The following is a 12952-nucleotide window of genomic DNA, read 5'->3' on the forward strand; positions in this document are numbered from 1 at the left end:
CCGAGCGGCCGCCGCGTCCGCGGCGAAGTCGCCAGCGGCGGTCGCTCGGACGCGAGCCATAAGAGGGCTGCGAACACCCAGCGCCGCAGGCGCTGGAAGATCAACACAGCACCCGCCGCGCCCGCGCGGCAGAAGATTCAGTCCGGTCCGCCGCCTCCGGCCTGGGGCGGCGGGATGCGGACGACGCGGTCGTCGAACGGTCCCGGTTGGCCGTCGGTCTTGTTCACCGTGGTCACCCAGATGGTGCCGTCGGCGCCGACCGCCGCGCCGCCGAGTTGTCCGTACTTGTCCTGCGCGGTCAGCGTCGGCGTCGCGGTGACCGCGTGTGTGGTCGGGTCGGCGGCGGCGATGGCGAGGGCCTTCGCGCGGGTCATCGAGATCGCGACACCGTCCGAGGCGGCGGCGCACCCGGCGACGCCAGGCCGGTCCGGCCAGGTCCACATGGTGGTGACCACGCCGTCGCCGCCGAGTCGTTGCAGCCGGTCCTCGGCGGCGGTGCGGTCGGTGATCCAGATGCTGTCCTTGCTGTCCCGGCACACGTCCCCGGCGGTCCCGATGCCCGAGACGGCGACTTCCGGCGTGAGTGTGCGGCCGGGTACCGGGGAGTTGACGCGCAGCAGCTTGCCCGCGAGGGAACCGGCCGAGGCGGCCGCGCCGGGGTTGCCCGCGTCGCCGGTCAGCACGAGCATCTGGTCGGACGCGGCGAATTCGATCGCGCCGTGATTTCCGCTGGAGCCCTTGGGGATTCCGGTGAGCACGTCCTTCGGTGAGCCGCCTTCGGCGATGCGGACCACCCGGTTGTCACTGCCGGTGGTGATGTACGCGTACATCAGGCCGTCTTCGTTGTAGGTCGGGGACAGCGCGATGTCGCTGAGGCCGCCGTCGCCGGAGCCGTCCACGTCCAGCCGGGCGATCTCGACCGGCGGCTGGTCGGGCACCACCTTCAGGATCCGCCCGGTCCTGCGCTCGGCGACCAGCGCGCCGTCGGGGAGCGCGACCAAGCCGCCGGTGGTGTCCAGGCAGGTGGCCACCACCGCGGGGTCGGGATCGATGCACGGGCCGCTCGGCCGGGTGGTCGAGGTGGGCGGCTGGCTCGGCTTCTTCGGGTCGATGTTGGCTCCGTGCAGGGTCGGTTCCGGGGTGAACGGACTGGACGCCGAATCGTCGAACCGGGCGCATCCGACCAGCAGGACGGAGCCGAGCGCCAGGCTCGCCGCGACGCGGCCCACGACAACCAAACTCATAGCCCAGACGTTACGGAAATTCCGTCGCCCGCGCCCTTCCGGGTGGGGGTGTCGCGCGCGCACTGACACGCCGCGCTGTACTTGCCCGCCCTGGTGCGGTGCGGCATAGGGTATTGGCCGTGACCGACAAGCCGAAAGACACGCCCGAATCCAAGGCCGGGAACGCCGCTCCTTCCACGGCCGAGCAGGCGGCGGTGTCGTCCACCGGTCGGGGAGTGACCAGCCCGTACGATTCGCCGACCGAGCAGTTCGAGCGGGTGGATACGGCCCAGCGGCCGCAGCTGTCCAAGGACGTCCCCCGCACCGAGGAAGAACTCGGGCTCGAGCCCGAGGTCCCCGCCACCGGCGCGAACAGAACCGCTGCGGGCGCGACAGCGGCGCCCACCTACGACTACGCGAGCATCCCACCCGCCCCGGCCCCGCCGAGCGACACCGCGCGTCTACGTCGCCGCAACGGCGAGGTCCGCCGCGGCACGCTCGATCTCGGATTGTTGCTGCTCCGCTTGGTCGTCGGCGCCACTTTCCTCTACCACGGCCTGCAGAAGCTGACCGGCTGGTTCCACGGCCCCGGCCTGGACGGCACCCGCGACATGATGGAGCGCGGCGGCTGGGACCACCCGAGCGTGTCCGCCCTCCTGGTCACAGCGGGCGAGGTCGGCGGCGGTGCCCTGCTGATCCTCGGCCTGCTGACTCCGCTGGCGGCCGGTGCGGTGCTCGCGGTCATCCTGGACGCCTGGGCCTGGAAGCAGGGCATGGCCCCCGGGTTCCAGTACAAAGCCGGTCCGGGAGCGGTGGAATACGAGAGCGTCCTCGCGGGCGTCTCGGCCGTCATCATCCTGACCGGCCCCGGTCGCCTGTCCTTCGACCGCAACCGAGGCTGGGCGATCCGCCCCGCCTCCGGCTCCTTCGTCATCCTGCTTCTCGCTGTGGCGGCCGCGGTCGGCGCGTACTGGTACCTGCACGGCGGCAACCCACTGACGGGCATCGGCCCCTTCGACTGAATCCAGACGAACCGAAGGCCCCTTCGTCGTAACCGGACGAGGGGGCCTTCGTCGTTTGCCGCCTTCAGCAGCCGCAGCGCGAGAGAACGACGACCCCGACCTTCGCCGTGATCCCGGCCCACCGGCCGGGGCCGCCCCCGACAAGGTCGTCGAAGCCCACTGTGAGCCCTGCGGGTAGAGCGACAGCCGACACCGGCGCCGCCGGGAGTTCCGCCGTTCCGGCAGGACCGTGAATGACGTCGATTTCGGATCAAGACTTGACGTAGGTCACAATTTGATGTTGAGTTCAGTTTCACATTCGGCCCGCCGAAGTCGAAGCCTAGATCCGAAACACGACGATCGAGGGAACTGCATGGCCCCACTCCTGACTGTGAACGATCTGTCTCGCAGGCTTCTGGTCCCGGGCAGGCCGCTTCGCGAGGAGGATGCCGTGTTCATCGGACACGACTGGGGTGCCGCGGTGGTCCCCAGATGGCACTGGCCTATCCCGGCCGGGTGGTTTCGTCGGCGAAACCGAATCGAATCGCACCCGTGCGTGTTCGCAGTCTCTCGAACGTCTGGTTCGAGGCACAAAGAAGAAGGAAAAAGATGAGGAAAACGATTGCGGCAGCGTCGCTGCTCGTCTCGACGCTCGGCATAACCGCCGGAACGGTATCGGCGGCACCGGCCGATGCCGCGGCGGTCGGTTACAAGGTATCGGTCGGAGAGCGGTCATCGGTGATCGATCTCGCGGCCGGCTCGATTGCCGTCGAAGAGGGGGTGCTGAAGATCAAGGCTCCCGGCGGTGCTGTGGTGGCGGGTTCGGAATTGTCTTTCCGGGTCGATGATTTCGTCTTCCCGATCGCCGCCGAAATCCGCGACCGCACTGCTACCTTGACGCCGCAGTTCGACCTCGAGCACGCCGCCTACAAGCCGGTGGCGCTGCCCTACGAAGACCAGGCTCCCTGGAAGACCCAGTACGACCGGGAACAAGCCGCTTGGGCGCGACTGTCCTCCACGATCCTCATGGGCGCGACGATCGGTACCGCCGTCGGCGGCATCGGCGGCGCGGCGGTCGGTTGCGTGCTGGGCGGGATCGCCGGGGCGACCGTCGCTTCCGCGGCGATTATCGGCTTGTTCGGAGCCTTCATTCCCGCAGCCGCCATCGGATGTCTGGGCGGAATCATGGCCCTCGGCGCGCTGGGGACGTTGGCAGGCCAGATTCTCGTCACCGCTCCGGTCGCGATCATGGCGGCAGTCCAGTACTTCACGACGATCAACCAGCCGATGCCGGCCCCGGCCCCAGCCCCGGCGAAGTGATGCCGACCCTGCCCAGCCGGTTCCCCCGGCTGGGCAGGGTCTGGGCTTTCATGACAGACTTCGCCGCCACGAAGCTGCCGAACCTCGGCTGGAGTGCGGACCGCGCCCATCGGGCCATCCCGGGAGGTCGGAGCCGAGCGCGGACCGACAACGGGTGTGCGACGATTCCTTCGAGAGTCCAGCGCAGAGCAGGGAGGGTGAACGATGGCCAGGACGGTCGACGACGAAGCGGCAGCGGCGGAGATCCCCTCGCTTGCCGATACCTCTGCCCTGCGGGAGCCTCCTCTTACGGCCCGCGGCTTGCGCAGGCGGGCAGCGCTGGTGGCCGCGGCCCGAGTGGTATTCGAGCGGGACGGCTACCTCGACGCGCGATTGTCGGATATCACGGCCGAGGCGAAATGCTCCACGGGTAGCTTCTATACCTATTTCTCGAGCAAGGAAGAGATTCTGCAGGCGGTGCTCGAAGCATCGCAGCACGAGATGCTGCATCCGGGAATGCCGCGTCTGAGTACGGACGAGGCCTCTCCGGTAGCGGTCATCGAGGCGAGTAACCGTGCCTACTTCGAGGCGTACAAGCGAAACGCGAAATTGATGCTGATCCTCGATCAGGTGGCCGCGATCGACCCGAAGTTCCGCGAAATGCGCCGCCGCCGCGCCCGCGCCTTCGCCGCCCGCAATGCGCGGTCCATCAGGGATTTACAGGAACGGGGCTTGGCCGACCGTGAACTCGATCCCCAGACCGCCGCACGGGCGCTGTCCGGCATGGTCGGCCGGATGGCGTACTACGCGTTCGCCCTCGAAGAGGAAACCTCGCTGGACGACCTCGTTCGAACGGCCACCCGCCTGTGGGCCAACGCGTTGAAAATCGACGAGGCCGCGAGCTGAGTGAACTGGCCGGGGACCGCGTCGTCACCGGAAATGCCGGCGCAGTCCCGGTGCCGCCGTCAGCGGCTGTTCCGGTCGCATCACGCGGTTTCCTTGCCGATGCGGTTGTCGCAGATTTCCCTTTTGCCAGTTATTGAACTTGACGCCAAGTTTAATTACGGTGTGAGGGGGATTACCCGCTAGGCCAGAAGGAGGATTCGGATGGTCAACGTCGCCGGTCCGATGTGGAAGAACGCGCTTGATCGGCCCGAGGCGATCGCGATCAGGGCGCAGGGCGAGGAATGGAGCTACGGCCGGCTGAAGGACTCGGTGGCGGCCTTCGCCGGTGCACTGCGTGCCGCCGGGATCGACAGTCGCGACCGCGTACTGCTGGTGGCCCCGAGCGTCCCCGAATTCGTTGTCGCCTACATGGGTGCGCACCTCGTCGGCGCCATCGTCATCACCATGAATACGATGGCGACCGGAGCTGAAATCGGTTACGTCGTCGACGATTCCACGGCACGCCTGGTGATCGCGTGGCACGAGGCGACAACATCGGCCGAGACGGCCACGCGGGAGCGCGGACTCCCGCTCTGGGTGCTCGAGCCGGGCGCACAGCGTGATCGGACGGAGCCGCTGTCCGAACCCGTCGATCTCGCCCCGGATGATGTCGCGGTTCTGCTGTATACCTCCGGTACCACGGGGAAGCCGAAGGGTGTAGAGCTCACGATCGCCAACCTGCACGCCGCGTCGACGATCTTGATCGACTACCTCGGGGTGACGAGCGAGGAGCGGATGGGCACCGCGCTGCCGCTGTTCCACGTATTCGGACAGTCGGTCGTCATGAATACCGCTCTGCACCTGGGTGCGTCGCTGTCGCTGCTGTCGCGGTTCGATCCCGGCCGCATGCTCGAGATGGTGCGCGCGGACGAGATCACCCTGATGTCGGGTGTCCCGACGATGTGGAACGCGATGCTGCACGCCGGAGGGGACTTCGGGCCCGAGCAGTTCGGGAGTCTGCGGATGGCTTCGTCGGGCGGTGCCTCACTCCCGGGGGAGGTCATCCGAGCTTTTCGCGCCCGCTTCGGCTGCGAGATCATGGAAGGCTATGGGCTTACCGAATCGTCGGGAATAGCGACGTTCAACCCCGTCGGGAAGGACCCGAGGGTGGGTTCTGTGGGTCTTCCGTTGCCCGGCATGCGAATCGAAGTCCGGGACGCCTCGGGCGCGGTACTCGCTCCCGGTGAGGTAGGCGAGTTGTACCTGTCCGGTCCGACGATCATGCGGGGATACTGGAACCGGCCGGAGGCCACCGCATCCGACCTGCGCGACGGCTGGCTCGCCACCGGGGATCTCGGCAAGGTCGATGACGACGGCTATGTCTACATCATCGACCGGGCCAAGGACATGATCATCCGGGGCGGCTACAACGTCTATCCCCGTGAAGTCGAGGAAGTGTTGTACGGGCACCCCGATATCGTCGAAGCGGCGGTGATCGGTGTGCCCGACGAGCACTACGGCGAGGAGGTCGCCGCGGTGATCGCCCTGGCGCCCGGAGCGGAGCCGACACCGGATGAACTGCGGAGTTGGGCCAAGGAGCAGCTGTCGGCATACAAGGTTCCGCACCTGTTCGCGTTCGTGGACCAGTTGCCGAAGGGCGCGACCGGAAAGATCCTGAAGCGGGCGATCGACTGGAAGTCGCTGCCAGGCCTGAACGATCCGGCGGACAGGGGAGCGGTTGCCCATCGGTGAGCCGGGCGGCGGCGGCCGCCGTCGAGATATCCCGCGCCTTGATGGGTGTGACGCAGGTGTCGGCAGGATAGGCCTGTCGTCCCTGCGCCACCCGGCTCGTGAAGTCGGTGCCGAGCCCGTGCGCGCACCCTGGTATGAAGATGTGGGTGGGACGCAGAAAGTTGCTGGAACCGACCGCACGGGCCGCACAGCCTCGCTCGTGATCTGGTGACGGGGTCCCAGCGTCAGCGGCTGTTGTCCGGTGTGACCGACTAGGACACGACTCTGTCGCCTGCCCCGGTGAGCTCGCAGGAAGCGTCGTCGCTGGTGTTGCCGCCCTCGGAGACGATCCGCGCGAACGCCGTCGCGCAGTTGGCCGATGCGATACCGGAGGTGTTCGCCCTGATGGTGGAGTTCCGCACGATGACGGTGCCCACCGGGGCGTCGACCCGATCGGTCAGCTGGCGCGGGAGGGTATCGAGGTAGGCCGGCGCCACATTGATACCGCCGCCACCATCCGAGGCAGTGTTTCCGCTGACTGTCGCGCGATCGAAAGTCACCACACCCCGGCCTCGCACATCGACACCGCCGCCGCGCCCGGCGAATCCCCCAGGGCGATACCACTTTCCGGGATTGATCACGTGGTTGTCGGAGATCGTGGAGTCGGTGAAGGTGCAGGTGTTGTCGCACCGCACACCGCCGGCCTCGCCGGAGGTATTGCCGGTGATGATCGTGTTCGTGGTGTGCAAGTCCGATCCAGGCACGTTGAAGATGCCGCCGCCGTACCCGGCGCTGTTACCCCGGACCACCACGTCATCGAGGACGAGGCTCGACGAATTGGCGATGCCGCCTCCGCCGGTGTCGTAGAACGGAATCTCGTGTTGGGCGGTGACTCCGCCCGTGACGGTCAACCCCGCCACCGTTACGGGCGAGGCGATACTGAGCACCCTGTCGATCCCGTTGGCGTCCAGCACCGTCCGGTCACGGCCCGCGCCACGCAGCACCGTCGGCGCGGTGAGGTTCAGGTCTCCCGTGGTCGGATCGGCGTTGCGGCCCTGCACTTTCTGCGGGTCGGGCGGTATCGCCAAAACATAGCGGCCGGCCGGCACCACGATCGTGCTGCCCGGACGGGCATTGGCCACCTGCACCGCGGCGCGCAGGGTGCAGGTACCAGAAGCCGTGCGGCACGATCCGCTTCCGGGATCGGCCGCGGTTTCGTCCGCAGTGGTGTCGACCGTGATCACCACTGGCGTATCCCCACCGGGCGCGCTATCGGCGTGGGCCGTTCCGGGGAATCCGCATGCGGTTCCGACGGCCAGGGCTGTGATGGCGGCAGCGCCGACCGCCGCAGCAGATGTTCTCGTCCTCATGAGGGTCTTTGATCCAATCATGAACCTGAAGTTGTAAACGCTCGCGTATAAGTCAGGTACGCGAGCGTTTACAACTATGCAGCAGGCCAACGCCCAGTGCTGGCGTTTACGTGAATCCTGTTGGCAGTTACCCAGATTGATCAGACGATGCTGATCAGGACGGAACGGAGACGGAGGCGTTCCCGCCGGCCGTCGCGGGCTGCTCGGCCGACACGGTTTCCGGCAGTGCCCATGCGCAGCCGAGCGTGCACAGCGCCATGACCATGAGGAAGGCGGAGACCGACGCTGTCGAACCGGTTGCCGCCAGCAGCGCGGTCATGAGGAAGGGCGTGCCACCACTGACCAGGATGGCGGCCAGCTGGTAGGCGAGCGTTATGCCGGAGTAGCGGATTCGGGGCTCGAACAGTTCCGCGAGATACGCCGCCAACGGGCCGTACACCAGCCCGGAGCCGAGGCCGCTGCCGACAGTGGTTGCGATCATGATCGCCGTGAGTGAGCCGCTACCCACCAGCCAGAAGAAGGGGAATGCCCACAGCGCCATGAGCGCTGCCCCGATCAATATCAATGGGCGGCGACCCACACGGTCGGACAGTGAGCCGGCGAGATAGATGATGGGCACTCCGATGGCCGAGGCGAGCAGGGAGACGGCCAGCAGGCTGTTGCGGGCCAGGCCGAGTTCGCGCACACCGTAATCGAGCACACCGGCGACACTGATGTAGAAGATGGCGTTTGTTCCGAACAGCAGGCCGGCGCCGAGCAGGACCCGCTTCGAGCGCGTGCGCAGTACTTCCAGAATCGGGGCCTGCGCGACCGCGGTCGTGGCCGCGGCGGCTTTGGTCTGCAGCCGGCGGAACTCAGGGGAGTCCTCGATGCGGAGCTGGATGAACAGCACCACCGGGAACAGCGCGGCGCTGGCCAGGAACGGGATACGCCAACCCCAGCTCAGAAAGTCGGCACCCTTGACGTATGCGCTGACCAGAAGGAACGCGCCGGTGCCCAGTAGCAGGCCCAAGGGCACGCCCATCTGGCCGAAGGTGCCCGCTTGGCCTTTGCGGTTCGGCTTGGTGGTTTCGGTGAGCAGCAGGGTGACCCCGCCCCACTGGCCTCCCACGGCGATGCCCTGGAGGAACCGCAATGCCACCAGCAGAATCGGCGCGGCCACGCCGATCGACTTGGAGGTGGGCAGCAGGCCGATCGCGCAGGTGGATGCGGCGACCAGGACCAGGCACGAGACCAGTGCAGGCTTGCGGCCGAAGGTGTCGCCGATGTGCCCGAAGATCAGTCCGCCCAGTGGCCGGGCGATGAAGCCCGCCCAGAAGGTGCTGAAGGCCAGCAAGGTGCCCATCAGCGGCGACGCATGGGGAAAGAACAGCTTGCCGAAGACCAAGGCAGCGGCTGTTCCGTAGATAAAGAAGTCGTACCATTCGATCGAACTGCCCACCAGGGCAGCGGCCATGAGGCGCCGTAATTTCTTCTGATCCGGGCTGCCGGAATCCGAATTCGGAGTCATATCTATCTCCAGGGTGAGAAACGAACCTGATGTGACGCGGGTCACCGTCAGTGGTCGGCAACGCTACTTAAAGTTGACGTCAGATTCAATAGGTTCCGCGAGATGTTCGGCACGAACTCCGGCAGGGCCGGTCCGTGGCTCGACCAATACGCAGCTCAGGCGGGGTATTCCGGCGGCGTAGGGTTTGCAGCCGCCGCCCGGCACCGCGGCACCGACCTCGTCACCAGCCTCGGGGACGGCGGTGATCGCGATGGCTGGACGGGAGACGGTGTGCATGGGCGCCGCTGGTGTCGCGGCAATCAGCCCTGCGCTCGCCAGCATGGCATCGACCAGACCTGACGTGGGGTTCGACGGCGTCGGGCTTGCGGCGCTGTCTGCGCGGCTTCGACGGCGGCCATCGAGGCGTCGCGACCGGAGTCGCTCGCTGGCACTTTGCAGCTGGGAACGGGGTGGAGCGTAGCGGACTCGTCACCTCGGTGGAGCGGATCCGCGCGCGCAGGACATTGCCAGAGAATGCGCTCATCGGGTCGTGCGGGTTGTCGCTGGCCCGTGAGGCTGACGACGTGGTGCTGTATCGCCCGTCATCGGATCCGCTGATGGAGCGGCACGTGGTCGCTCATGAAGTCGCACATATGCTGCTCGAACACGGGCGCAAGACCTCGCCGGGCGAGCCGGCGAGGTTGCTGGTCGGTCTGGACGTCGGCCGTGGGCTCGGATCGCGTGTGTCAGTGCATACGCCCAAAACTGTTGCGGCAGCTGACGTAGGACCTGCGACCAAGTCGTACTGCACCGAACCGGTACGGCCGAGAGACCCGGAGAGGCCGGAAGCCTAGGGCACGTGGCGGACAGCGCCCTTGTCGGCTGAGGTCGCCATCGCGGCGTACGCCCGCAGCGCGGTCGTCACCGGACGATCGCGGTTGACCGGCTGCCACGGCCGTTCGGAGGCTTCCATCTTCGCGCGGCGCTCGGCGAGCACCGCATCGTCGACGAGGACCTCGAGCGTGCGGCTGGTCACGTCGATGCGGATCTGGTCGCCGTTCTCGATCAGGCCGATGACACCGCCGCTGGCCGCCTCGGGGGAGATGTGCCCGATCGACAGGCCCGAAGTGCCGCCGGAGAAGCGGCCGTCGGTGATCAGCGCGCACTCCTTGCCGAGGCCAGAGCCTTTCAGGAAGGCGGTCGGGTGCAGCATCTCCTGCATGCCGGGGCCGCCCGCGGGCCCTTCGTAGCGGACCACGATCACGTCGCCCGGCTCGATCTTCTTGCCGAGGATGACCGACACGGCCTCCTCCTGCGAGTCCACCACCACCGCGGGGCCCTGGAAGGAGAACAGCTCCTCGTCGATGCCCGCGGTCTTGAGCACCGCGCCGTCGGGCGCGATGTTGCCGCGCAGCACGACCAGGCCGCCTTCCTTGGTATAGGCGTGCTCGAGGTCGCGGATGCAGCCGCCCTCGGCGTCGGTGTCCAGCGACGACCAGCGGTTGTCGGTGGAGAACGGCTCGGTGGTGCGCACCCCGCCCGGGGCGGCGTGGAAGAGTTCGATGGCTTCCTGAGAGGCCTTGCCGGAGCGGATGTCCCAGGTGTCGAGCCATTCGTCGAGGCTCGCGGTGTGCACCGTGGTGACGTCGGTCTCCAGCAGGCCCGCCCGGCGCAGCTCGCCGAGGATCGCGGGGATGCCGCCTGCGCGGTGCACGTCCTCCATGTGGTAGTCGGAGTTGGGCGACACCTTCGACAGCGTTGGCACCCGGCGGCTGATCTCCTCGATGGTGTGCAGATCGAAGTCGACCTCGCCTTCCTGCGCGGCGGCGAGCGTGTGCAGCACGGTGTTGGTCGAACCACCCATCGCCACGTCCAGCGCCATCGCGTTGCGGAAAGCCTTGGCGTCGGCGACGTTGCGCGGCAGCACGGACGCGTCGTCCTCGCGGTACCAGCGGTTGGCGATGTCCACCACCACGGTGCCCGCTCGCTCGAACAGCGCCCGGCGCGCGGCGTGCGTGGCGAGGGTGGAGCCGTTGCCGGGCAGCGCGAGACCCAGTGCCTCGGTGAGGCAGTTCATCGAGTTCGCGGTGAACATGCCCGAGCAGGAACCGCAGGTCGGGCACGCGGAGCGCTCGACCTCGGACAGACCCTCCTCCGACACCGCCTGATTCGCGCTCGCGGAGATCGCGGTGATCAGGTCGGTCGGCGCCTGCGCGACCCCGCCGACGACGACGGCCTTGCCCGCTTCCATCGGCCCGCCGGAGACGAACACCGCCGGAATGTTCAGCCGCATGGCCGCATTGAGCATGCCCGGGGTGATCTTGTCGCAGTTGGAGATGCAGACCAGCGCGTCGGCGGTGTGCGCGTTCACCATGTACTCGACGGAGTCGGCGATGATCTCGCGCGAGGGCAGCGAGTAGAGCATGCCGCCGTGGCCCATGGCGATGCCGTCGTCGACGGCGATGGTGTGGAATTCGCGCGGGACGCCACCGGCGGCGCGCACCGCGTCGGCCACGATCTCGCCGACGTTCTTCAGATGCACATGGCCGGGGACGAACTGGGTGTAGGAGTTCGCGATGGCGACGATCGGCTTGCCGAAGTCGGTGTCGGTCATGCCGGTGGCGCGCCAGAGTGCGCGTGCGCCTGCGGCATTGCGGCCGATGGTCGTGGTTCGTGAACGAAGCGGTGGCATTTCGATGGTCCTCGGGTCGCGGGGGCTGACGTGCGACGGCGCAGAGCGTGCTCGGCGGAGCACCACGTTACTCCCGGTGGGCGTGCCCACCTGCCGGGTGGTGCGGCGTCTCATCGCGGTCGGCCGGTTCGGGTGTGTCGCCGGTGCGTGGTGTCGCGGGCGACGACGGTGACGCCGGAGGTACCGGAACGTCGGGGGTGGGGACGAGGAGGATCAGTGCTCCGGGGAAATCATCCCATCACTCGACCGCAACCTCCCAACGGCGGCGAATGTTCCGCTTCGGCGCGATGGCGCTCGAGCCGGGCAGTTGGAGAGTCGGCCGGTGTGACCGAGCTCGCTACGTCGCGCTGTCGCGTCGCGTGTCTTCTTCGGCGTTCCCGCCGGACTTCGCCAACCCATTGGTCGCCGGATCGCCCTCGGTGTTCGAGGTTCCGCCACTCGCGTCCGCGGGTTCGGCGGGGGATTCTCCCGTCGCGGGTTCCCTCGGCTCCGCGAACGGGTCCGGAATCCGTCCGCCGGAGAAAGCGGCCAGATCGCGAAGCCGGTCATAACTCACCGCGGGCAACTTCACTTCGCTGCCGTCGGTCAGGTCGGCGCGCACGTATCCACGCTTCGGGATTCGCACACCCTTCACCTGTGTCCAGTCGAGGTGGCGGGAGCCGAACAGCGTCCGCAGATCCAGCCCCGCGTCGGAGACGCCGGTCTGCGTCCGCAGCACCCAAGCCAGCACCGCGACGGGGATGAGCAGCAGCCACCACAGTCCGGCGGGCCAGCCGACGAAGGGGAAGAACACGCACATCAGCAGGATGAACACGCCCAGGAACGCCAGCCGTGGGATGCGGATCACATGGGCGTCCGAGGCGCCACCCGTATCCGTTGTTCCCGCGGGCGTGTGGGACGATTCAGGCGGTGGCACGGACTGATGCGGTGATGACACACCACCATCCTCGCATCCTGATGAACGGACACAAGCAACCGCACTCTCCCACATAATGGGACACACGGGGTCATCTGTTTGACTCTTCGGTTCACACCCGCTTAACGTCGTGCGCGTGAATCGAAACGAGTTGCTCGTAATCGGCCGGCGCGTCCAGCGTTGAGCCTGACACACTGAGTCGAATACGTCAGCTCGCGTTGCGACGCGCCACCCTCGATCAGCCCTGGGCTGTCGGGGGCTTTTTTATGTTCGGACTAATGTCCGGCATGGCGAAGCGCAAGACACCGCTGGCACAACATCCGGGGTCGGAACCACAACCAGTAAG

At 67.4% G+C, this 12952-nt stretch carries 10 protein-coding genes; 5 read left to right on the forward strand and 5 right to left on the reverse strand.

What is annotated here, in order from left to right; genetic code table 11:
* Positions 1-137: 137 nt before the first annotated feature.
* Entirely contained in the window at positions 138-1244 is a 1107-nt protein-coding gene (locus ACWEH3_RS28630; RefSeq protein ID WP_450022424.1) for a PQQ-dependent sugar dehydrogenase, read from the reverse strand.
* Between the two features lie 119 nt (positions 1245-1363).
* Here ACWEH3_RS28630 and ACWEH3_RS28635 point away from each other — a divergent pair, with 119 nt between their 5' ends.
* From ACWEH3_RS28635 to ACWEH3_RS28650, 4 genes are all read left to right on the forward strand, one after another.
* Positions 1364-2245, forward strand: coding sequence for a DoxX family protein (locus tag ACWEH3_RS28635; protein WP_450022422.1), 882 nt, complete (start codon positions 1364-1366; stop codon positions 2243-2245).
* Between the two features lie 588 nt (positions 2246-2833).
* Positions 2834-3544, forward strand: coding sequence for a hypothetical protein (locus ACWEH3_RS28640; protein ID WP_450022426.1), 711 nt, complete (start codon positions 2834-2836; stop codon positions 3542-3544).
* Between the two features lie 204 nt (positions 3545-3748).
* Entirely contained in the window at positions 3749-4429 is a 681-nt protein-coding gene (locus ACWEH3_RS28645) for a TetR/AcrR family transcriptional regulator (RefSeq protein WP_450022420.1), read from the forward strand.
* A gap of 201 nt (positions 4430-4630) precedes the next feature.
* A complete protein-coding gene (locus tag ACWEH3_RS28650; RefSeq protein ID WP_450022418.1) occupies positions 4631-6160 on the forward strand; it encodes a long-chain-fatty-acid--CoA ligase in 1530 nt (509 codons plus the stop codon).
* Between the two features lie 251 nt (positions 6161-6411).
* Here the strand turns inward: ACWEH3_RS28650 and ACWEH3_RS28655 are convergent, their stop codons facing one another.
* Together ACWEH3_RS28655 and ACWEH3_RS28660 are read right to left on the reverse strand one after the other, a co-directional pair.
* Complete coding sequence (locus ACWEH3_RS28655; RefSeq protein ID WP_450022417.1) at positions 6412-7386, reverse strand: CSLREA domain-containing protein; 975 nt, start codon at positions 7384-7386, stop codon at positions 6412-6414.
* Between the two features lie 277 nt (positions 7387-7663).
* A complete protein-coding gene (locus ACWEH3_RS28660) occupies positions 7664-9019 on the reverse strand; it encodes an MFS transporter (RefSeq protein WP_450022415.1) in 1356 nt (451 codons plus the stop codon).
* Between the two features lie 102 nt (positions 9020-9121).
* Between ACWEH3_RS28660 and ACWEH3_RS28665 the strand changes: the two genes are divergently transcribed.
* Positions 9122-9358: a hypothetical protein gene (locus ACWEH3_RS28665; protein WP_450022413.1), complete on the forward strand. Its 237-nt coding sequence runs from the start codon at positions 9122-9124 to the stop codon at positions 9356-9358.
* A 490-nt stretch (positions 9359-9848) separates the two neighbouring features.
* Here the strand turns inward: ACWEH3_RS28665 and ilvD are convergent, their stop codons facing one another.
* Both ilvD and ACWEH3_RS28675 read right to left on the reverse strand, forming a co-directional pair.
* The gene (ilvD, locus tag ACWEH3_RS28670) at positions 9849-11690 is read right to left on the reverse strand and encodes a dihydroxy-acid dehydratase (protein WP_450022411.1); all 1842 of its coding nucleotides are present in this window, start codon (positions 11688-11690) and stop codon (positions 9849-9851) included.
* A 337-nt stretch (positions 11691-12027) separates the two neighbouring features.
* On the reverse strand, positions 12028-12537 hold the full coding sequence (locus ACWEH3_RS28675) for a PH domain-containing protein (RefSeq protein WP_450022409.1): 510 nt from the start codon (positions 12535-12537) through the stop codon (positions 12028-12030).
* Positions 12538-12952 lie beyond the last annotated feature (415 nt).

The sequence above is a fragment of the Nocardia sp. NPDC004718 genome (assembly GCF_053601535.1).